This window comes from Opacimonas viscosa (genome assembly GCF_024199005.1).
In the GTDB taxonomy this organism is placed as follows: Bacteria; Pseudomonadota; Gammaproteobacteria; order Enterobacterales; family Alteromonadaceae; genus Opacimonas; species Opacimonas viscosa.
Map to the genome: position 1 here is coordinate 1 of NZ_JANATA010000003.1, position 20,653 is coordinate 20,653.

The following is a 20,653-nucleotide window of genomic DNA, read 5'->3' on the forward strand; positions in this document are numbered from 1 at the left end:
AGCTTTACAGCCGAAGCCCCGTGATCAGACTTGCTCTGTCGCGGGGTAGTTCACAGGTATTTTGTTGGATTTTTGTTAATAAAATGTGACGTTCAGTAATTTGTTTTTTTCTTTCTGAACCTTCACGCATTCACCCTATCAAATACATATGCTACATTATGAAAAAACTAGGAGATAATTATGCGTCAACATTTTTTGGCAAACTTACCTGCGAGAAAATCTCATGGCTCATTTAATAGTGCCATAGCTTGCACATTTGATTTGGTATCTATGGCTTCTCGTTTCACTAAATATATCCTCGGTATCACATTATTTACGCTAGTGACGACGGCTTCAGCTTTTGCTGAAAACACACCTGAAGAGAAGCCAAATGTCCAAACTATTACCGTGGATAATGTCTCTGTGGTTTGGGGGGATTATCGAGACTTTACTGATATACGTTCACCTAATAGCTCAACAAAACGCTTTGCAAACCACACATTTAACCGCTTAACGAAATATTTAGCGAAATTAGCGTCAGATTTACCAGACGGACAACGCTTACAGTTATCAGTCACAAATCTAGATTTAGCTGGCCGAGTTTTACCCTTAAGCTTTGCAGGCTTGGGCAACAACATGAGTGAGCAACGAATAATTAAACGTATCGATATTCCCCGGATGAGTTTTACATATACCCTTGTCGATGCCTCAGGAGCGACCTTGAAGCAAGGAGAAGTCAATTTAAAAGATATGAATTTTATGGAACGTCACAATCCGTTTTTTCGCAGTGAATCATTAAAATATGAGAAAAATATGCTACGAGAGTGGTTTGTTGATTTAAACCACTCTTAGGCTATTTCAGAGTTAAGCAAAGACAAAATCATCTACAGCGCAGGCATTGATTGTTGCATGTCCAAACGTCATAGCTGTTTTGTGCTGTTCAGCTCTGGGTAATAAATACGCTAAATAAAACTCACCTGTTTTCTGTTTGCCTTGGGCAAATACTTGATTAGCGGTATTGGGTAATTTATCTAGCATCGACAGCCACAATATCCCTAGCAAGGTATACGCAACATAGTTGAGATAATCACAAGCTACCGCAGCACAATATTCTGGTGAGTTTCCTAGTAAGTCATTGGACGTTGCCAGCCAATCAGATAGGAGTACTTCAGCTTGTTCTTGATAACTTGGATCAGTGATAGCCGCCACGATTTTGCTAAATTGTGCATGAGTGGTATGCATGAGTGTTCCATTGGAGCGAGTGAGTTTTCGACCGATTAAATCTGCAGCTTGAATGCCATTGGTTCCTTCATATAACTGAGCAATTCGAGTGTCTCTCACTAATTGTTCCATACCCCATTCACGAATGTAACCATGTCCACCATAAACCTGAATACCATAATTAGAAACTTCGGTAGCCATATCAGTAAAAAAGGCCTTACAAACAGGCGTTAAATAGGCAATGACGGCTTCTGCATCTGATTTAGCAGAATCTGTTGCATATTTTTCAACATCCATTTGCTGAGCATAGAGCATAGCCAATGCTCGAGAGCCTTCGGTGAGTGCACGTTGCATGAGTAACATACGTTTCACGTCAGGTTGGCATAAAATCGGGTCAGCTTTGCTATCTGGTTGTTGTGGACCTTGTGGTGCACGAGACTGCAAACGTTCTACTGCATAGCTTAGCGCACCTTGATATGATGCTTCTGCTACGCCTAAACCTTGTAAACCTACTTGAAAACGCGCATCGTTCATCATGGTAAACATACAAGCCAGACCGGAATTTGGTTCGCCGACCAAATAACCTTTGGCAGCATCATAATTCATAACGCATGTAGGCGAACCTTTTAAGCCCATTTTCTTTTCAATGCTACCTACGGTGAGTGAATTCAATTCACCTAAGCTACCATCAGCGTTGACCATGACTTTTGGCACCAAAAATAAACTAATTCCTTTTACACCTGGGGGAGCATCAGGCAAGCGGGCAAGTACCATATGAATGATATTATCTGTCCAGTTATGGTCTCCAGCCGTAATGAAGATTTTGTTTCCGGTGATGAGATAGGTACCGTCGGCTTGTGGTTCGGCCTTAGTCGCTAACAAACTTAAGTCGGTACCAGCGTGAGGTTCAGTTAAATTCATTGTACCTGTCCACTCACCAGAGATCAGTTTGGCGAGGTAGGTATCTTTGAGTGTTTGTGAACCGTGTTTATTTAGTGCGAGCACCGCACTTTCAGTCAACATGGTAGTTAAACGCCAACTTAGATTCGCTGAATTCAGCATTTCATGAACGGGGATCGCCATCGTGTAGGGGAGATCTTGACCATCATAATCAGGGTTACCGAGCATCGCATTCCAGCCATTGGCAATATATTCATGATATGCTTCGGCAAATCCATCTGGAGTGGTTACTACGCCAGCATTGAGTTGGCAACCTTGCTCATCGCCGGTTTGATTCAATGGAGCGACGGCTGTCTCGGCGAATTTGGCTCCTTGTGCCATAATTTCTTGAGCCAATTCAGAATCCATTCCAGCGACATCTAAAGCAGTGTAATGAGCGTCGATATCTAGCCAATCGTTTAATAGAAATGAAAAATCAGTTAAAGGGGCTGTGTATTGCGGCATAATAACTCCAAGTGGTGGTTTGACCAGTTATGGGTATTGTATGCTAAATGAACGAATTTTTAAATGTAAACAATGCGTTAATTTAGTGATAAATAATTATCATTGTATTTCATATGTGTGATTGGGCGCTTAAGTTGAGCCACTTCACTTCTTGTACTTTAAAAAAGTAATAGTGAGAGAGGCAAAGTATTGAGTACAAAATTATCAAAACTTAGCTAGAAAATCCCGTGAACGGAACGGTTGTGTCGTCGCGGGGTAGTTCACATATCATCAATACAAGTAATGTGTTACAAAACTTGTCAGTTATCCGAAATTCGAGATGTAATTAAGATATGGAGCCGTACTTAAGGTATGATCGAAATATAAGATAAAAAATATAAAAATAATAAAAATCCTGTTGTAAAATCAGGTTTTTCAAACTGACTAAAATATAATTGATTCTGGAAATCCTACATGACTCGTTTACTGCGTTTCTCACCGCTATGGATAGGCGTTATTGCCTTACTTGCTTTTATCATTTACATCAATCTACCCAACGACGGACCATCCCAAAAACGGGGTGGCGGTGCGACCCCGGTAGTCACTGAAATCTTGGCACAAAAACCTTTTGCAATTACGATTGAAGCGTTAGGGACAGCCACTGCAAACGAATCCATCAACTTAACCTCACGGGTGGCTGACATAGTCACGGATATTCGTTTCGAAGATGGTCAAAAAGTCCAAGCGGGAGATGTGTTGTTGACTTTGGACTCTCGCCAACAACAAGCCAGAGTAAATGAAATCACCACTAACTTGGGTGAAGCGAAACGCCAACTACAGCGGATTAAAAATTTAGCAAAATCAAACTCGGCATCTAAGCAATTATTAGATGAGCAAAAAGCACGCGTAGATGCATTAACTGCACAACTCGAAGTCGTGCAGGCAAACCTCGCTGAAACACAAATCAAAGCGCCATTTTCAGGAACACTAGGCCAGCGCAACATTAGCCTTGGCGCTTATGTGAAGGCTGGGGAAGTCATTACTACCTTGGATGATACAGCTACAATCAAATTGGATTTTTCGGTAGCGGAAAGACACCTTCCATCAATTTCTAATGGCCAACAAGTATTTGCAAAATCCATCGCTTATCCTGACGAAGTATTTACCGGAGAGATTTTCAGCATTGACTCTAGGATCGACCCGGTAACTCGCTCAGTCGGTGTGCGCACCAAAATTGCTAATGCTGAGGGCAAGATTAAACCTGGTATGCTGCTAACAGTGACGTTACAAAAGCAGGTACTTGACACGCTGGTACTCGATGAAAAAGCACTGGTGCCCATCGAAGACAAACAATTTGTATTTGTCGTTCAAGAAGACAAAGCGATGCAGACTGAAGTCCAAATTGGTGCTAGAAAGCCAGGACAAGTCCAAATTTTGTCCGGTATTAGTGCCGGTGCAGAAGTCATTACCCAAGGCACCTTAAGAGTGCGTAACGGTTCTGCAGTAAAGGTCTTAAATAGGGCTGGAGAATAAACATGTGGTTATCTGATGTTTCTGTGAAGCGTCCAGTTTTTGCTTCAGTCGTAAATTTGATTCTTTTGGTATTTGGTTTAGTCGCCGTGACGCTGCTCTCCTTACGCGAATACCCTGATATCGATCCTCCTATTGTTTCAGTTAACACGAGTTACCCAGGTGCATCTGCCGCTATTGTAGAAACTCGCATCACCCAGTTACTCGAAGAACGCATCAGTGGTATAGAAGGTATCAAAAATATTTCTTCTTCGTCTCGCAATGGTCGTTCGAGTATTTCGATAGAGTTTAATTTATCTAGAGACATCGATGCTGCTTCTAATGATGTGCGTGAACGTATTTCTCGAGCGTTAAATAATCTTCCTGATCAGGCTTTTCCTCCAGAAGTTGCTAAGTCAAACTCTGATGAAGATGTCATTGTTTGGTATAACTTACGCAGTACGAATCTATCGGTTATGGAATTGACCGATTATGCCGACCGTTTTGTGGTGGATCGTTTATCTATTGTTGATGGTGTCGCTCGGGTTCGCTTGGGTGGTGGGCGCAGTTATGCTATGAAAGTATGGTTGGATCGCAATGCCATGGCGGCTCGAGGGGTTACTGTCGCTGATATTGAACGAGTGATTAGAGCTGAAAATGTTGAGCTGCCGGCGGGTCAAGTTGAGTCCACATCTCGAGATTTTGAAGTCCGGGTAGCGCGATCATTTTTAACCCCAGAAGACTTTTCTCGTTTAGCAGTTAAATCCAATGCAGATGGTTATATTGTGCGTTTGGCTGAAGTCGCAGAAGTGGAACTCGCCGCGGAAGATGATGAGACCGATTTCCGAGGTGATGGCGTTAACATGATTGGTTTGGGTATTGTCAAACAGTCTAAAGCGAATACCTTAGAAGTGGCTAAAGCGGCTAAAGCTGCCATTGCAGAGCTTGCGGAGACATTACCAGATAATATTTTTATTGTCCCAAGCTATGATTCATCAGTCTTTATCGAACAATCAATCAAAGAAGTATATGAAACCCTAGCGATTGCGATGTTTATGGTGGTACTCGTTATTTATATATTCTTAGGGAATATGCGTGCCACCATTATTCCAGCAGTAACTGTACCGGTATCATTGCTAGCAGCATTTATTGTGATGTACATGTTAGGGTTCTCGATTAATTTATTAACTTTGTTAGCTTTGGTACTCGCTATTGGTCTAGTCGTGGACGATGCTATTGTTGTTTTGGAAAACATTTACCGTCGCATCGAGATGGGCGAGCCACCATTACTTGCGTCCTATCGAGGTACTAGAGAAGTCGGTTTTGCAGTGATTGCGACAACATTAGTATTGATTTCGGTATTTGTGCCGCTCGTGTTCTTGGAAGGCAACATAGGTCGCTTGTTTACCGAATTTGCGCTGGCTATTGCTGCTGCAGTGGCTTTTTCTAGTTTTACCGCGTTAACGCTATCGCCAATGTTGGCCTCAAAATTACTGAAACGCAGAAGTCGCAGTAGTGGCTTTGGCGCAATGGTTGAGCGCGCATTCAAATCAATAGAGCAGCGATACGCAAACCGATTAGGGCAAACCATTAAACAACCTTTCATTGTTGTGCTATTGATTGCGCTGAGTTGTGGTGTGCTATATCAATTAAATACTAAATTACCCCAAGAATTTGTGCCAAAGGAAGACCGTGGTAATTTCTTTATTCTGATGCAGTCGCAACAAGGGGCAAGTTATGAGTCAAACGCTGAGAACTTGAAAAAGGTAGAAGACTTATTGCTCCCTTATCTGGAAACTGGTGAAGTCCGTCGTGTCCTCGTTCGTACACCAGGGTTTGGTGGCTCTGCAGGGATCGCAATTGTCGGTATGGCAGACTGGGAAGACCGGACTCGCTCTACGTTTTCACTGATGGGTGAAGTCACCGGTAAACTACAAAGTATTCCCGATGTTCGAGCTTTTGCCATTATGCGCTCATCTATTGGTGGTCGAGGGTTAGGGCGACCAGTGCAGTTTGTGTTGCAAGGGAATACGTATGAAGAACTCGTAGCATGGCGTGACATTGTTCTGGATAAGGCACGTGAAAACCCTAAGTTGCTCAGGTTAGATTCTGATTATAAAGAAACGACACCGCAGTTATTAGTTAATATAGACAAAGAGCGAGCAGCAGATCTAGGGGTATCGATATCGGATATCGGACGTACTCTGGAGACAATGTTGGGACAACGCAGAGTGTCTCGTTATTTAGATCGTGGGCAAGAATATGATGTGATTATGGAAGGGCGGGAGTCCGACTATATGAGCCCAAGTAGCATTGATAACATCTTTGTGCGCTCAGCAAGCAGTGGTGAACTCATCCCCATGGATAATTTACTATCGGTTTCTGAACAAGCGACTTCATCGACCCTGAATCGTTATAACAGGATGCGTGCAATCACTATATCTGCCAATTTAGCAGATGATTATACAGTAGGTGAAGCACTGACTTATTTAGAGAATATTGTCGCCACTGAACTTCCAGACGGGGTAAGTATTGATTACAAAGGCCAATCTCAGTTGTATCAAGATTCAGGAAATTCATTCATCTTTATCTTTGCTATGGCACTAGCGATTACGTATCTAGTATTAGCTGCGCAGTTTGAAAGCTGGATCCATCCTTTGGTGATTATGTTGACGGTTCCTTTAGCGTTAGTTGGGGCCTACATTGGCTTGTATTTAAATGGCATGTCGTTAAATATTTATAGTCAGATTGGTTTGGTCATGTTGATAGGTCTAGCTGCGAAGAACGGTATTTTGATTGTTGAATTTGCCAATCAACTACGTGATGCCGGTCAAGAGTTTACAGACGCCTTAATTACCGCAGCGACGCAACGATTAAGGCCCATCGTAATGACGGGCTTTACGACGGTATTTACTGCTTTGCCTTTGGTGCTGGCGATCGGACCTGGCTCTGAAAGTCGTGCGGTTATCGGTATGGTCATATTCGGTGGTGTGTTGTTTTCAACCTTTTTAACTTTATTCGTGGTACCTACTATTTATTATTATATGGCTCGTAATACGACTTCTCCAGAAGCATTAACCCAAGCTTTAGAGAAGCAAGATGCTGATATTCCGTATAAAAAGGGGGATGGGGTATAAGTCAGCAATAGTCAAAGTACTGCGTTTTATGCTTTGACTACTCCCCCCTCATTCGTCTTTGACATTGCTGTAACAATTAATTTAAATAGATAAAAAAAGCCCTTCATTATGAAGGGCTTTGTATTTTTCTGAATGCTCGATACATCAAGTACCAAGTAATAATTTGTGTCGGTTTACTCGTCTAAGAAACTACGCAGTTGTTCAGAACGACTTGGGTGACGTAGTTTACGTAAAGCTTTAGCTTCAATCTGACGAATACGCTCACGAGTGACATCAAACTGTTTACCAACTTCTTCCAAAGTATGGTCAGTATTCATATCAATGCCGAAACGCATTCTCAAGACTTTAGCTTCACGTGCTGTCAAACCAGATAATACATCTTGGGTAGCATCTTTCAAACTACCACCAGTAGCAGAGTCTAGAGGCTGAATAATCGTATTATCTTCGATGAAGTCACCTAAGTGTGAATCTTCATCATCACCAATTGGTGTCTCCATTGAGATAGGCTCTTTAGCGATTTTCAGCACCTTACGGATCTTGTCTTCAGGCATTTGCATGCGTTCTGATAATTCTTCCGGTGATGGTTCACGCCCCATTTCTTGAAGCATTTGACGAGAAATCCGATTTAACTTATTGATGGTCTCAATCATATGCACTGGGATACGAATGGTTCTGGCTTGGTCAGCGATAGAGCGAGTAATCGCCTGACGTATCCACCATGTTGCATAAGTAGAGAACTTATAACCACGGCGGTATTCAAATTTGTCAACTGCTTTCATCAAACCAATGTTACCTTCTTGGATAAGATCCAAGAATTGTAAACCGCGGTTGGTGTATTTTTTCGCGATAGAGATTACTAGACGAAGATTTGCTTCGACCATTTCTTTTTTGGCACGTCTCGCCTTAGCTTCACCGATAGACATACGACGGTTAATATCTTTGATATCGACAATGTCTAAACCCGTTTCATTTTCTACCGCAACCATTTTACTGATACTGCGTTCAATATCTTCCGTAAATGTCTCTAACACTGGTACATAAGGTTTCGTTGAGTTAAGGATCTTGTGAAACCATTCTGAAGACGTTTCGTTACCAGCAAATGCTTTGATAAAGTCTTTTTTGGGCATTTTGGCTTGGATAACACAGTGTTTCATAATCAAACGTTCTTGAATACGAATACGGTCCATCATACCGCGCATATTTTTAACCATACGGTCAAATTGCTTTGGTACTAAGCGAAATTCTTTGAATAATTCAGAAAGCGCTGCAATTTGTCTTTTGGCAGCAGCACTTGAACGACCTTTAGCTTCAATAAGATCGCGTGTTTTTGCATACTGACTACGCAAGGCTTCGAATTTTTCACGAGCGAGCTCTGGATCGACACCAGTATCTTCTTCTTCCTCGTCACCTTCAGAGTCATCGTCTTCCTCATCGAGCTCTTCTTCGGAAAGTTCAGAACCAATATGAGTAGCAGTAGGTGCAATATCATCTGTTTCGTTCGGGTCAACAAAACCAATAATGATATCGGATAAGCGAATTTCTTCTGCTTCGAATAAGTCCCATTGGTCAAGTAAATAAGTAATAGCTTCTGGGTATTCGGCTACAGAACCTTGAACTTGGTTGATACCGTCTTCAATACGCTTGGCAATTTCGATTTCGCCTTCACGGGTCAAGAGTTCAACGGTCCCCATCTCGCGCATGTACATGCGAACAGGATCGGTTGTGCGACCAATTTCACTTTCAACAGTTGCTAATGCTTGAGCGGCAGCTTCCGCAACTTCCTCATCAGTCGTTGTTTCGGCCATCAGAAGTTCATCAGAGTCAGGGGCGGATTCAAATACTTGAATACCCATGTCATTAATCATTCGGATGATGTCTTCAATTTGGTCTGAATCTACGATGTCATCAGGAAGATGGTCGTTGACTTCAGCAAAGGTTAAGTAACCTTGTTCTTTACCTTTGGCAATCAGGAGTTTAATCTGAGACTGCTTACTTTGCATAAATATATACACTTCTCATGCAAATCAATGTACTGCTTTTTCTACTAGCATCCTGCTTTGAGAACATTGACTCGTTGAAATTAGAAACGATACTCTTCACTGAGACGTTATCGGATAGCGAATTATAGCTAAAAACCATAAAAATGGCTAGTTAGTGATGATTTTTTTCGCATATTTAATCGGTATTTTTACAACCGGATGTGATAACTATCGACCCAAATTGGTAAAAGTCAAATCAAATTGCAAATTTAGATGCTGTCTAACGAATTTTTACCCAATGAAAATAAGGCCCTTGGGGGATATAACTTGTTACCAAAGATCCAAAAACTAAACGTTGTTGACTGGAGTTTTTACCCCTGCAATAACAATTTATTAAGTTCTTCTTTTTCGGATTGGGTGAGACCTGCGCCTCTCGATTTGGCGATTAAGCTTTCTTTGCGAGCATCCAGGTACTGAGAGATAAGACGACTAAAGCAATCTCTATACACTGTGGCATAATCCTCCGGCTGGACTAAACATTCGGATTGTAAAAGTTTGGTCAAATGTTGGATAAAAGGAGCGTCTTTAAAGTTCTCAAATAACAAAGCGGTATTCGCATGGGGCTTTGCCTGACAATAGGTAAAAACTTGATTTAATATATCAATACCTGCAATACCCGTATCAGCCAAAATCAGAGGGTTTACTTCGTTAGCTTGGACCGCAACAGGTGGGTGTTCAAGTAGCAAGCGGAGCATCATTCTTACTGGGGACTGCGATAGTTTCTGAGGGGTTTGGTATTGTATTTTACGTGGCCGCTTGTTTTGTTTGGCCTTTGCCATATCCACTTGTAGTTGATACTCATCTGAATTACCCATGTACTTGGCTAATTCTTTGGCTAGAATTTCTTTTAGATTGTCGCCCGCAACGGCTTCAATAAGAGGGCTTGCTTCCTTCTTGAAGGCCGCTTTTCCTTCCCCAGTAGAAATGTCGTGACGTTCGATTAAATTATTAAATAAAAACTGTGATAGCGGTAAGGCTTTATCAAACATTTCTTCTAGCGCTTCTTTACCAACCTGACGGACCATCGTGTCTGGATCTTCACCATCAGGTAAAAACATGAACTTAATGATTTTACCGTCTTTGAGTTGTGGCAGCGCATTTTCTAAAGTTCGCCAGGCCGCAGAGCGACCAGCTTTGTCACCATCATAGCAACACACTATTTCATCGGTGTTACGCAGCATGAGTTGCACGTGTTCTGGTGTGGTTGATGTGCCTAATGAAGCCACTGCATAATCAATTCCAAATTGGCTTAAGGCTACTACATCCATATAACCTTCAACCACGACCAAGCGACGCAAATTCCGATGTAGCTGTCTAGCACGATATAAACCATAAAGCTCAGAACCTTTGAAAAATATGCGCGTTTCAGGTGAGTTTAGGTATTTGGGACCATTATCATCAGACTCGATAACACGACCACCAAAACCAATCACACGCCCTCGACGGTCGCGGATAGGAAACATTAAGCGATTCCGAAAAAAATCAAATGTTTTGCCGTTATCGTTTTTGGTCATGAGTTTTAAATCAAGACATTGCCCGGTGGCGTGTGCGTTTACAGCCAAACGATCTGCGAGGCCTTGCCACTCATCAGGCGCAAAACCAATTTCCCAGTCTTTGACTGTTGCACCGGAGATATCTCTGTTTTTCAAATAGTCGATGATTTGTTGTTTTTGAGGATGATTACGCAACTGGTATTGGAAATACTTGGCGGCTTTTTCCATTAACGCATAATCATCATCTAACTGTTGTTTTTTCCGTTGTGATTCGGCTGGGTTATGTGGTTTCCCAGTATTTTCTCGCGGCACTTCAACACCGTGATATCGCGCGAGTTCTTCCACGGCTTCGACGAACTCCAAGCGGTCAAATTCCATGATAAAGCTCAATGCATTACCATGTTCACCACAGCCAAAACAATGATAGAACTGTTTATCTGGAGAAACGCTAAAGGAGGGGGTTTTTTCGTTATGAAAAGGGCAGCAGGCCTGATAATTACGACCTGCTTTTTTGAGTTTGACACGGTTATCCACTATATCAACGATGTCGCTACGTGCGATCAAGTCATCAATGAAATCTCTTGGGATTCTACCGGCCATAGGGGTTAACCTAGCTGTGCTTTGATCAGCCCGCTGACTTTACCCATATCAGCTCTACCTTGCATTTGGGGCTTTAACACGCCCATAACTTTACCCATGTCCTGCATGCCTGCTGCACCGGTTTGTGCAATCGCTGCAGTGATCAATGCCGTTATTTCATCGGCTGTCAGTGGTTGTGGTAAAAAGCTTTCGACAATCGCGATCTCAGCTAACTCGACGTCTGCTAAGTCTTGGCGATTCGCAGCCACATATTGTGCCGCAGATTCTTTCCGCTGTTTCACCATTTTCGTCAAGATAGCCAGTACATCTGTTTCAGTAACCTCAACTCGCTCATCCACTTCTTTTTGTTTTACTGCAGCAAGTGCCATACGAATGGTACCCAAACGGACTTTATCTTTGGCGCGCATTGCTTCTTTTTGGGCATCTTTAAGAGTAGCTAATAAAGACATTTCGATTCCTTAATAAACTGACAAAAACACAAAAAGCGGTTTAAACCGCTTTAAGTTATCCAACACTGTGATAGTGCTGTTAATATATACGAGCTAAAACTTAGTAAAGTTTTACGCGACGTGCATTTTCGCGAGAAAGCTTTTTAAGATGACGCTTTTTCGCTGCAGCTTTTTTGCGCTTACGTTCCCACGTAGGCTTTTCAAAAAACTCACGCTTACGTACTTCTGATAATACGCCAGCTTTTTCACATGAACGCTTGAAACGGCGTAGTGCAACGTCAAATGGTTCGTTCTCTCTAACTTTAACGATAGGCATTTAAATATAAACCTCAATATTAATAAAATCTTCAATCCGAGTTGTCTGACTGACCTTGGTGAAATATTAAGTTCATCAACCAGGGTATTTTATCGCCAAAAACAAGTCGTCTTGTCTAAAAAATGGTGCGCAATTCTAATCATATTTAAAACCTTTGTAAAGGCATTTATCTAGATAAGTTGTAGTTTCTGTGCTTTTTGTTGCAATACATAACGAGATGGCGGTTAAATATTGGTACTGGTATTAAATCACAGTACAATAGGTTTATATATGAGTATTTGGTAGAAGTAAGTATGCGTATTTTGGGTTTTGAAACATCATGTGATGAAACGGGTATTGCCGTGTATGACAATGAGCAAGGTTTGTTGGCACATCAATTGTATAGCCAAGTTAAACTCCATGCTGATTATGGTGGTGTGGTTCCTGAGTTAGCATCCCGTGACCATGTGCGCAAAATCATTCCTTTGATCCAAAAAACGCTTGCCGAAGCGAAGACGACAGCTGAAGACTTGGACGGTATCGCTTATACCCGTGGTCCTGGACTTATTGGGGCACTTTTGGTGGGTTCTTGCGTGGCGCGAAGTCTGGCATTTGCTTGGGATTTACCGACCGTTGGTGTGCATCATATGGAAGGGCATTTGCTCGCCCCTATGCTTGAAGATGAAATCCCTGCTTTTCCGTTTATCGCATTACTGGTATCCGGTGGTCACTCGATGATCGTTGATGTACAGGGGATTGGTCGATACAAGGTTTTGGGTGAGTCCATTGATGATGCCGCCGGAGAAGCCTTTGATAAAACTGCAAAATTAATGGGGCTAGATTACCCGGGTGGCCCTTTATTGGCAAAATTAGCCGAACAAGGTGAACCTGGGCACTATAAATTTCCTCGCCCAATGACCGATCGTCCTGGTTTAGATTTAAGTTTTTCTGGCTTAAAAACCTTTGCTGCGAATACGATTAGGGCTAACGCAGACGACCCTCAAACCCGAGCGAATATTGCTTATGCTTTTCAAGAAGCCGTAGTAGATACCTTATTAATTAAAAGTAAACGAGCCTTGCAACAAACCGGCTACAAACGTGTTGTTATTGCTGGAGGGGTCAGTGCGAATACCATGTTGCGTACACGTTTTGACTCAGAGTTAAAAAAAATAGGCGGTGCAGTCTTTTATCCAAGTTTAGGCTTGTGTACAGATAACGGTGCGATGATCGCTTATGCGGGTATGCAGCGTTTACAAGCAGGTCAAATCGAAACAGATAATGTACGTTCCTTACCGCGCTGGCCACTTGAGGATTTACCCCCAGTGTGATTCACCATTAAATACCTTAGCACAGCTGTTTATAGTGGTTTAGGTTTTCGGTTCGGTGCCTTGCACTAAGCGTAGGATGTTACTTCTGTGTTGGAAAACAATTAATCCGCTGAGCATGGCTACTGGATAAGTGAAGTCAGGTTGGAGCCAATACGCTAGGCTAGGAGCAACACCAACGGTCACTAGTGCAGCCAATGAAGACCATCTAAATATTCGATAGATAATGATCCATAGCGTAATTAAGATTCCGACAAAATCAAATCCCAAAGGGAGAAAACACCCTAAAGCTGTCGCGACACCTTTGCCACCTTGGAACTGAAAATACACCGGATACATATGTCCTAGACAAGCACCGAGAGCAACAAACCCCAATGCTAAAGGCGTTAGACCGAGATAAAAACCGACGTATACTGGCACCGTTCCTTTCAATATATCAGCACACAAAACTAGTAAAGCAGGACGTTTTCCACCCAAGCGATAGATATTGGTTGCCCCAGCATTGTTTGAGCCTTGAGTTCTGGGATCAGGGAGATTAAATAGCTTGGCAATAGGCAAAGCACTTGTGATGGAACCCAGTAGGTACGCAACAAGCACCATGAAAAGGCTTGTAATAAGCATATACTTCTCCGCCTGCTTTGCTGTAAACTATACCTCAATTTACCCCTTTTATTGTGCAATTACCACAGAGAGTCAACATGTCCGACAAGGTTCTTATCCGCAATTTACAGTTACCGGTTTTGATTGGTGTGTATGATTTTGAGCGAGATGCAAAACAACGGGTGATTTTTGAATTAGATTGTCATGTAGATTGTCGCCCAGCAGGACTGTCTGATGCTGTCTCCGATGCAGTGGATTATGCGAAGGTCACTGAAGTAATAACGCAGATTTGTGATGCTTCAGCGTATGCCTTATTGGAAGCCCTAGCGGAACATGTCTGTCGGGATTTATTGGCACAATTTACGGCAATCCAACAGATTGATTTGACCTTGCACAAACCCGATATTATGCCAAATGATGTACAGGTGGCTATTCATATTCAACGTCGTCGGACTGAGATTAATCTTTAAGTTTTTGGAATACGGATGCCGCAACAACATCACATTTTAATTAGTATTGGTTCGAATATAAATCGCGAATATTATACGCAAAGAGGATTACAAGCTTTGCATAATGCATTTGCTGAACTGACCTTATCACCCACGTATGAAACTGCTGCCGTTGGGTTTAATGGCTCACCTTTTTACAATTTAGTGGCCAGTGCATATACGGATTTATCCATTACAGAAGTTAATGCGGTATTTAAACAAATTGAACAAGACAATGACCGAGTACGCAGTGAGGAAAAATACGCAGCTCGTACTTTAGATATTGATTTACTCACTTATGATGATGTGGTCAGTATTGAACCTATTGTGTTACCGCGACCTGAGATCACTTTTCATGCATTTTGTTTACGCCCTATGGCTGACTTAGTACCAGATCTGATTCATCCAGGAACCGGGCAAACTTATCAAGCGATGTGGGACGCTTTTAGTGCTCCGGAACAAAAATTATGGCAAGTCGATATACAGTGGTCGATAAGCTAATTATCACATATTTAAAAATGACAAAAGCATGGACTGATCAACAGTTCAATAAGATATAGCAATGCAACAGGGAAGCTAACCAATGACAATGTTCGAAATTATTATCTTGGCGATAATTCAAGGGATAACCGAGTTTTTACCCATTTCTTCTTCAGCACATCTGATCTTACCCGAGACGATTTTAGGTTGGGACAGCCAAGGTTTAGCCTTTGACGTAGCAGTCCATGTGGGTAGTTTACTCGCCGTGATGATTTATTTTCGAGATGACATCATGAATATGCTGATTGACTGGTGCAAATGTGGTTTTACCAAACAACAAACAGCCAATAGCCGACTGGCGTGGTGGGTGATCATAGGGACTATTCCTGCTGTGGTGATCGGTTTTACACTGAAAGACTTCATCGAGGTTTATGCGCGTTCCGGTGAGGTAATTGCTGTCACCACCATCGTTTTTGGTTTGTTGTTATGGTACGCCGACAAACAAGCTCACTTAGTTAAAAATATTGGTCAAATGACTTGGCAACACACGCTCATTATCGGCTTTGCTCAGGCTGTGGCTCTGATTCCGGGAACGTCTCGCTCAGGTATCACGATGACGGCTGGTTTGTTGTTGGGCTACGATAGAGAATCTGCTGCACGTTTTTCTTTCTTGCTGTCGATTCCTGTTATTTTAGGGGCCGGTTTATTAGCAACATTAGATTTATTACAAGACGCTGCCGCAGTTGATTGGTCGGCATTGGCCTATGGCGCGTTGTTTTCTTTTGTATCGGCATATGCGTGTATTGCTTTGTTCCTGAATTTTATTAATCGTATTGGTATGACACCTTTTGTAGTTTATCGTTTATTACTGGGTGGCATACTTATCATTTTATTGGTCTAGGAGATAATCATGGCTGCAACCATTTTTGATAAAATCATAGCAAAAGAAATTCCAGCAACAATCCTGTATGAAGATGACGATGTCCTCGCATTTGAAGATATAGCTCCCCAAGCTCCTATCCATTTTTTGGTGATCCCCAAAAAACAAATCGTGACAATTAACGATATTACGCCAGATGATTACCCTGTCGTTGGTAAATTGTCTGCGGTAGCGGCACAAATAGCTAGAGAACAAGGATTTGCCGAACAAGGCTATAGAACTGTCATGAATTGTAACGAATACGGTGGGCAAACCGTATACCACATTCATTTACATGTACTTGCTGGTAAGCCTTTAGGTTGGCCACCGTATCAAGAAAAATTAAAAACAGTATAAATAATCATTCGGTAGGGTCGATACAGTTTTTACTTATGTAAATGGACCTTACTTATGCTCAATAATGCGCTTGCGTTAGTCATTAACGAAAAACTAGAACAGGACCTTCTAGTTTTACCTACATTACCCAATGTGGCTTTAAAAATTCGCGAAGCGACTGAAAACCCAAACACCAATGTTACGGCTATGGCTGAACTGATTACCTTAGATCCTGCACTTTCTGCACGGATTATTAAAATCAGTAACTCCGCTTTTATGGGCCGTCAGGTAAAAGTCCAGACAGTTGCCCAAGCGGTGACTCGTATCGGTTTAAGTCAAATAAAAAACATCACCACTGCATTGGCTATAGAGCAACTTTTTGAAGCTCAACATCCCCTTATTACAAAATTAATGGACCGGGCGTTAAAAGACATTATAAATGTTACGACAACAGCACTAGCAGCCCTGACCCTATATCAAACCAACAGTCAAGACAAACGTTTGAATATCGACACGATGACGTTAGCTGCGATGGTGCATAACATTGGTTATTTACCCATTCTTGCGGAAGCAGAACGCAATCCAGAAGTGTTTGCAAACCAAAAGTTTATCGATACTTTATCGCCTGCAGTGGTCTCAGCGGTATCAACCAAGATCATCGCACAGTGGGAATTTGATGCCTTGTTCGCACAAATCTCGCGCCATGCCTTTGATAGTCAAGTTACGAATACTCATGTCGATTATATCGACTTTATTCGTTTAGCTTATTTGCTGAATGGAAAACTCGATAACGACATCGCTGAGTCTGTGCGCAACAATCTACAATTAAAGAAAATTACCGAAGATTTTTCGGAGTTTGATACTCCAGAGTTCAATGATCTTGTGGCAAAAGGTAAATCAATTTTTAGTGAGTAAAGCTAGAAAAGTGGCGTAATTTCATCAACGGATGATGATTTACAATACTGATATACAGCTCGAGAGGCCGTATAGTAAAAAGGCGTAATATTTGATATTACGCCTTTTTTATTGCGCAAAGCTCGGAATCTATACTTTTATAAGAATTTAGCGAGAAAACCCCGTGATCAGAGCGAAGCAATGTCGCGGGGTAGTTCACTCTGCAGCGTCATCCAGAGCAAAGGTTTTTTGTAAAAACTTCGCCAGTTCTATCAGCTCTGCTGACATCAATGCATAATCAGCATCAAAGCGAGCTGCTTGTTGATCTTTGGGAATGTCTTGGTTTTCTTCTTTTAGAATATCCGCGTATTTAAGACGCTTGACACTACAATCTTGTTCTAGCAATAGCGTGACTCGCTCAGCGTAACCTACCGCGATTTTTTCAACCATTTTGCCATTGTCGATATGTTGGATAATTTCTTCGCTGGTCAAATCTTGGTTTTTGCAACGAACAATAGCACCTTCATCATCATGTGCTTTTAATTCTGCTTCTTGTAAGAGTTCGATTTCGGCCGGTGGAGTCTCAGTAATCCAATGGGTTAATTGTGCATGGATTGCACTGCGACACAAAGGTACCACAGGTAGAGAACCCAATGCTTTTCGCAACATCGCTAGTAACACTTCTGCTTTGCCATCCGCCGAAGCGTCGACAATGACGAGATTCTCTTTTAGGCTAATAAAACCAAACGTAAAACTATTTTTGGTAAACGCTTGAGGCAGCAAGCGCTGTACGATTTCTTCTTTCAGATCTTGTTGGGCTTTTTTACCCACTGGGGAGCCTTGTTCTTGTTCAATTTGTAATACTTTGTCAGCGAGTTCGGCATTGATCACTGCAGCAGGTAAAATACGTTCTTGTTTTTTTAAACAAAATAAGTAATTCTCGCCAACAGCATGAAATAACTCTTTGCCCCCAGGCATGGGTGGAGCGAAGCCCATAGTGGCTAACTCTTGTGAACCACAAGGACGGAACACAACGTTGTTCAAGCATTCTTGGAGATTTTCATCATCAAATGATAAGGGTTGTGTGAGTTGGTAGAGTTTGGCATTTTTAAACCACATTGTAAGCCTCATGGAAAACAGGGAAAAGGGCGCGAACCATATCAACAAAATACGGAACTGACAATTTAAGTTTTATTTTTCACGATTAGTAGTTATGTTTAATAAAACTGTCACAATAAACATGAATAATAGCACTTAGTTAACAAGGAGTAATTGTGTGCCAAAGAAAATATTGTTGGTAGAAGATGAATTGTCTATCCGTGAGATGTTGAAGATTGTCCTCGATCATTCTGGGTTTGATGTGCTAGAAGCTGCTGATTATGATGCAGGTTTGGCGCAAGTGGTAGAACCGTATCCAGATTTGATTTTGTTGGATTGGATGTTGCCAGGTGGAAGCGGCGTTCAGTTTGCAAAACAACTGAAAGAAACTCCCCAAACGAGCACAATTCCGATTATTATGTTGACGGCTCGGGGCGAAGAAGAAGACAAAATCCGTGGCTTGGGAGCAGGAGCCGATGATTATATCACGAAGCCATTTTCTCCCAAGGAGTTAGTCGCTCGTATTAAAGCCGTATTACGCCGTGTTGCCCCGACGAATAAGGAAGAACCTATCCATTATGAAGGGTTAACACTGGAACCGGTGTCACACCGTGTGTTTGCGCATGATGATCCTTTGGATATGGGCCCAACTGAATTTAAATTATTACATTTTTTTATGACGCATCCAGAACGAGTGTATTCTCGTGAGCAACTGTTAGATAATGTATGGGGAACGAATGTGTTTGTCGAAGACCGTACGGTGGATGTCCATATTCGTCGCTTACGCAAGGCCATCGAATTACATGGGCATGATCGTTTAATTCAGACTGTACGTGGTGCAGGTTATCGTTTTTCAACCAAATAGAGAGCAGCACTTCTTTTGTATTATCCTATTTCACTCACTTCGTTGATAATAAAAACGTTGATATTACTGGTTATTGCCGGATTACTAGGGCTCTGGTTTGGTGATTTTTTATTAAGTGCGGTCGTTATACTCAGTGCTGTTGTTATTTATCAGCTATATCAAATGCATAAATTTAATCAATGGGTCTGGCATCGTAAGCAATTATCTCCGCCTCGGATAAGCGGTGCTTGGGAGCGCCTATATGAGGGAGTCTTCCATGTTAATAAAAAACACCGCAAACAAAGAAAAGAATTAACCGAACTAGTGAAACGTTTTCGCGAAGGTGCTGAGGCGCTTCCGGATGCAGTCGTGATTATGGATAACGCAGGTAAAATAGTTTGGTGTAATCGGCTAGCGCGAATTGAGTTAGGTATCAAATGGCCTAATGATAAAGGCTTACGTATTGACCATCTTATTCGCAATGAAAAATTTGCTAGATACTTCCACAATCAAAGTTTCGCTGAACCGATGCAAGTCCCATCTCCCGTCAATGATAAAAAAATTAATGAATTTCGGATGATGCCCTATGGTAAAGAAAATGTATTGTTGATTTCTCGAGATATTACGCGCATAGCTCAACTCGAAGCAATGCGCGGTGATTTTGTGGCGAATGTGTCACATGAACTGCGTACGCCTTTGACCGTGATGAACGGATATATAGAAATGCTTCCATATAGTGAACTCGCTGAAGATTCTCTTGCCCAAAAAGCGTGTGTGGAAATGCATAAACAAAGTAAGCATATGCAAGACTTAGTCGATGATTTATTAATATTGTCGAGGATCGAATCCAGTGCTGAAAAGATTTATGACAATGTCATTGATATGGCTAATATTATGCGCCAGATCGAGATTGATGCCCAACGCTTAAACAGTGATAAAGGTCATACGATTACGTTTCATGTGGATCCAAATCTACAGGTTTATGGCGTTGCTACCGAATTGCGCTCGGCGATTTCTAATTTAGTATTTAACGCGTTAAATTACACGCCTAATAATGGTGAGATAGAAGTGCATTGGTATCGTTATGCAGGAAAAGCCGTATGTAAAGTGATTGATAATGGTCAAGGGATTGAGCGAAAGCATATCCGGCGCCTCACTGAACGATTCTATCGGGTTGACCAAGCACGTTCTCGCCAAACTGGGGGCTCAGGTTTAGGATTGTCCATTGTGAAACACGTTTTAAATCACCATAATTCTAGTCTAAACGTGAAAAGTCGTCTAGGACACGGAAGTGAGTTTTCCTTTTCTTTACCCCATCAATTAGTCATTCCCTTCTCAAAAACAAAATAAATTGTCTTGGTTGAGGTATGTCAATGAAGTAGGTACGACAGTGCCTATCGACAATACACTAAATTTGACTTTACCCAAACATTGGGCATAGACAAACGACCGTTCGTCATACCCGAACATCTTCGTGCATTTTAACTCAGTTGCGAAACAACATTTACAACTAAAGTTTACACTTGTTTACCGCTAATATAAGTACAAAATAACGAATTTTTCG

Annotated in this window: 18 protein-coding genes; 11 read left to right on the forward strand and 7 right to left on the reverse strand. The window is 41.8% G+C overall.

Annotated elements, in window-relative coordinates:
- The first annotated feature begins 180 nt into the window (after window positions 1-180).
- Window positions 181-831: a DUF3016 domain-containing protein gene (locus NLF92_RS02760; RefSeq protein WP_254098645.1), complete on the forward strand. Its 651-nt coding sequence runs from the start codon at window positions 181-183 to the stop codon at window positions 829-831.
- Between the two features lie 12 nt (window positions 832-843).
- Here NLF92_RS02760 and NLF92_RS02765 read toward each other — a convergent pair whose 3' ends face one another.
- Window positions 844-2,604 carry an acyl-CoA dehydrogenase family protein gene (locus tag NLF92_RS02765; RefSeq protein WP_254098647.1) on the reverse strand — a complete coding sequence of 587 codons (1,761 nt, stop codon included), beginning with the start codon at window positions 2,602-2,604 and terminating at the stop codon, window positions 844-846.
- Between the two features lie 453 nt (window positions 2,605-3,057).
- Here NLF92_RS02765 and NLF92_RS02770 point away from each other — a divergent pair, with 453 nt between their 5' ends.
- Together NLF92_RS02770 and NLF92_RS02775 are read left to right on the forward strand one after the other, a co-directional pair.
- The gene (locus NLF92_RS02770; RefSeq protein ID WP_254098649.1) at window positions 3,058-4,116 is read left to right on the forward strand and encodes an efflux RND transporter periplasmic adaptor subunit; all 1,059 of its coding nucleotides are present in this window, start codon (window positions 3,058-3,060) and stop codon (window positions 4,114-4,116) included.
- A gap of 2 nt (window positions 4,117-4,118) precedes the next feature.
- Window positions 4,119-7,229, forward strand: coding sequence for an efflux RND transporter permease subunit (locus NLF92_RS02775; RefSeq protein WP_254098651.1), 3,111 nt, complete (start codon window positions 4,119-4,121; stop codon window positions 7,227-7,229).
- Between the two features lie 173 nt (window positions 7,230-7,402).
- Here the strand turns inward: NLF92_RS02775 and rpoD are convergent, their stop codons facing one another.
- The 4 genes from rpoD to rpsU all read right to left on the reverse strand — a co-directional run bounded on the left by rpoD (window position 7,403) and on the right by rpsU (window position 12,126).
- A complete protein-coding gene (gene rpoD / locus NLF92_RS02780; protein ID WP_254098653.1) occupies window positions 7,403-9,229 on the reverse strand; it encodes an RNA polymerase sigma factor RpoD in 1,827 nt (608 codons plus the stop codon).
- A 350-nt stretch (window positions 9,230-9,579) separates the two neighbouring features.
- Entirely contained in the window at window positions 9,580-11,361 is a 1,782-nt protein-coding gene (gene dnaG, locus NLF92_RS02785) for a DNA primase (protein WP_254098655.1), read from the reverse strand.
- Between the two features lie 5 nt (window positions 11,362-11,366).
- Complete coding sequence (locus tag NLF92_RS02790; RefSeq protein WP_254098657.1) at window positions 11,367-11,810, reverse strand: GatB/YqeY domain-containing protein; 444 nt, start codon at window positions 11,808-11,810, stop codon at window positions 11,367-11,369.
- 100 nt (window positions 11,811-11,910) lie between these two features.
- Window positions 11,911-12,126, reverse strand: a complete 216-nt coding sequence (rpsU, locus tag NLF92_RS02795; protein WP_010180998.1) for a 30S ribosomal protein S21 — start codon at window positions 12,124-12,126, stop codon at window positions 11,911-11,913.
- Between the two features lie 293 nt (window positions 12,127-12,419).
- Between rpsU and tsaD the strand changes: the two genes are divergently transcribed.
- The gene (tsaD, locus tag NLF92_RS02800) at window positions 12,420-13,433 is read left to right on the forward strand and encodes a tRNA (adenosine(37)-N6)-threonylcarbamoyltransferase complex transferase subunit TsaD (RefSeq protein ID WP_254098659.1); all 1,014 of its coding nucleotides are present in this window, start codon (window positions 12,420-12,422) and stop codon (window positions 13,431-13,433) included.
- Between the two features lie 39 nt (window positions 13,434-13,472).
- Here tsaD and plsY read toward each other — a convergent pair whose 3' ends face one another.
- Window positions 13,473-14,051, reverse strand: a complete 579-nt coding sequence (plsY, locus tag NLF92_RS02805; RefSeq protein WP_254098661.1) for a glycerol-3-phosphate 1-O-acyltransferase PlsY — start codon at window positions 14,049-14,051, stop codon at window positions 13,473-13,475.
- Between the two features lie 77 nt (window positions 14,052-14,128).
- On the opposite strand from plsY, the gene folB reads away from it, so the two are divergent.
- The 5 genes from folB (at window position 14,129) to NLF92_RS02830 (ending at window position 17,168) form a co-directional block, all read left to right on the forward strand.
- Entirely contained in the window at window positions 14,129-14,500 is a 372-nt protein-coding gene (folB, locus tag NLF92_RS02810) for a dihydroneopterin aldolase (RefSeq protein ID WP_254098663.1), read from the forward strand.
- Window positions 14,501-14,515: 15 nt separating this feature from the next.
- Entirely contained in the window at window positions 14,516-15,019 is a 504-nt protein-coding gene (gene folK, locus NLF92_RS02815) for a 2-amino-4-hydroxy-6-hydroxymethyldihydropteridine diphosphokinase (RefSeq protein WP_254098665.1), read from the forward strand.
- An 82-nt stretch (window positions 15,020-15,101) separates the two neighbouring features.
- Window positions 15,102-15,899 (forward strand): undecaprenyl-diphosphate phosphatase, encoded by a 798-nt coding sequence (locus tag NLF92_RS02820; RefSeq protein ID WP_254098667.1) that lies wholly within the window; start codon window positions 15,102-15,104, stop codon window positions 15,897-15,899.
- A gap of 9 nt (window positions 15,900-15,908) precedes the next feature.
- On the forward strand, window positions 15,909-16,274 hold the full coding sequence (locus NLF92_RS02825; protein WP_254098669.1) for a histidine triad nucleotide-binding protein: 366 nt from the start codon (window positions 15,909-15,911) through the stop codon (window positions 16,272-16,274).
- Window positions 16,275-16,328: 54 nt separating this feature from the next.
- Window positions 16,329-17,168, forward strand: coding sequence for an HDOD domain-containing protein (locus tag NLF92_RS02830; protein ID WP_254098671.1), 840 nt, complete (start codon window positions 16,329-16,331; stop codon window positions 17,166-17,168).
- Between the two features lie 195 nt (window positions 17,169-17,363).
- Here NLF92_RS02830 and rdgC read toward each other — a convergent pair whose 3' ends face one another.
- Window positions 17,364-18,266, reverse strand: coding sequence for a recombination-associated protein RdgC (gene rdgC / locus NLF92_RS02835; RefSeq protein WP_254098673.1), 903 nt, complete (start codon window positions 18,264-18,266; stop codon window positions 17,364-17,366).
- A 157-nt stretch (window positions 18,267-18,423) separates the two neighbouring features.
- On the opposite strand from rdgC, the gene phoB reads away from it, so the two are divergent.
- On the forward strand, window positions 18,424-19,110 hold the full coding sequence (gene phoB, locus NLF92_RS02840) for a phosphate regulon transcriptional regulator PhoB (RefSeq protein ID WP_254098675.1): 687 nt from the start codon (window positions 18,424-18,426) through the stop codon (window positions 19,108-19,110).
- A gap of 15 nt (window positions 19,111-19,125) precedes the next feature.
- Window positions 19,126-20,439 carry a phosphate regulon sensor histidine kinase PhoR gene (gene phoR / locus NLF92_RS02845; RefSeq protein WP_254098677.1) on the forward strand — a complete coding sequence of 438 codons (1,314 nt, stop codon included), beginning with the start codon at window positions 19,126-19,128 and terminating at the stop codon, window positions 20,437-20,439.
- Window positions 20,440-20,653 lie beyond the last annotated feature (214 nt).

Bases quoted from the DNA above. Each gene is read 5' to 3' on its own strand.
- plsY (WP_254098661.1), bottom strand. From the start codon at position 14,051: ATGCTTATTACAAGCCTTTTCATGGTGCTTGTTGCGTACCTACTGGGT.
- folB (WP_254098663.1), top strand. From the start codon at position 14,129: ATGTCCGACAAGGTTCTTATCCGCAATTTACAGTTACCGGTTTTGATT.
- NLF92_RS02765 (WP_254098647.1), bottom strand. From the start codon at position 2,604: ATGCCGCAATACACAGCCCCTTTAACTGATTTTTCATTTCTATTAAAC.
- NLF92_RS02775 (WP_254098651.1), top strand. From the start codon at position 4,119: ATGTGGTTATCTGATGTTTCTGTGAAGCGTCCAGTTTTTGCTTCAGTC.
- NLF92_RS02790 (WP_254098657.1), bottom strand. From the start codon at position 11,810: ATGTCTTTATTAGCTACTCTTAAAGATGCCCAAAAAGAAGCAATGCGC.
- folK (WP_254098665.1), top strand. From the start codon at position 14,516: ATGCCGCAACAACATCACATTTTAATTAGTATTGGTTCGAATATAAAT.
- dnaG (WP_254098655.1), bottom strand. From the start codon at position 11,361: ATGGCCGGTAGAATCCCAAGAGATTTCATTGATGACTTGATCGCACGT.
- rdgC (WP_254098673.1), bottom strand. From the start codon at position 18,266: ATGTGGTTTAAAAATGCCAAACTCTACCAACTCACACAACCCTTATCA.
- NLF92_RS02820 (WP_254098667.1), top strand. From the start codon at position 15,102: ATGACAATGTTCGAAATTATTATCTTGGCGATAATTCAAGGGATAACC.
- NLF92_RS02760 (WP_254098645.1), top strand. From the start codon at position 181: ATGCGTCAACATTTTTTGGCAAACTTACCTGCGAGAAAATCTCATGGC.
- NLF92_RS02825 (WP_254098669.1), top strand. From the start codon at position 15,909: ATGGCTGCAACCATTTTTGATAAAATCATAGCAAAAGAAATTCCAGCA.
- NLF92_RS02770 (WP_254098649.1), top strand. From the start codon at position 3,058: ATGACTCGTTTACTGCGTTTCTCACCGCTATGGATAGGCGTTATTGCC.
- rpoD (WP_254098653.1), bottom strand. From the start codon at position 9,229: ATGCAAAGTAAGCAGTCTCAGATTAAACTCCTGATTGCCAAAGGTAAA.
- NLF92_RS02830 (WP_254098671.1), top strand. From the start codon at position 16,329: ATGCTCAATAATGCGCTTGCGTTAGTCATTAACGAAAAACTAGAACAG.
- rpsU (WP_010180998.1), bottom strand. From the start codon at position 12,126: ATGCCTATCGTTAAAGTTAGAGAGAACGAACCATTTGACGTTGCACTA.
- tsaD (WP_254098659.1), top strand. From the start codon at position 12,420: ATGCGTATTTTGGGTTTTGAAACATCATGTGATGAAACGGGTATTGCC.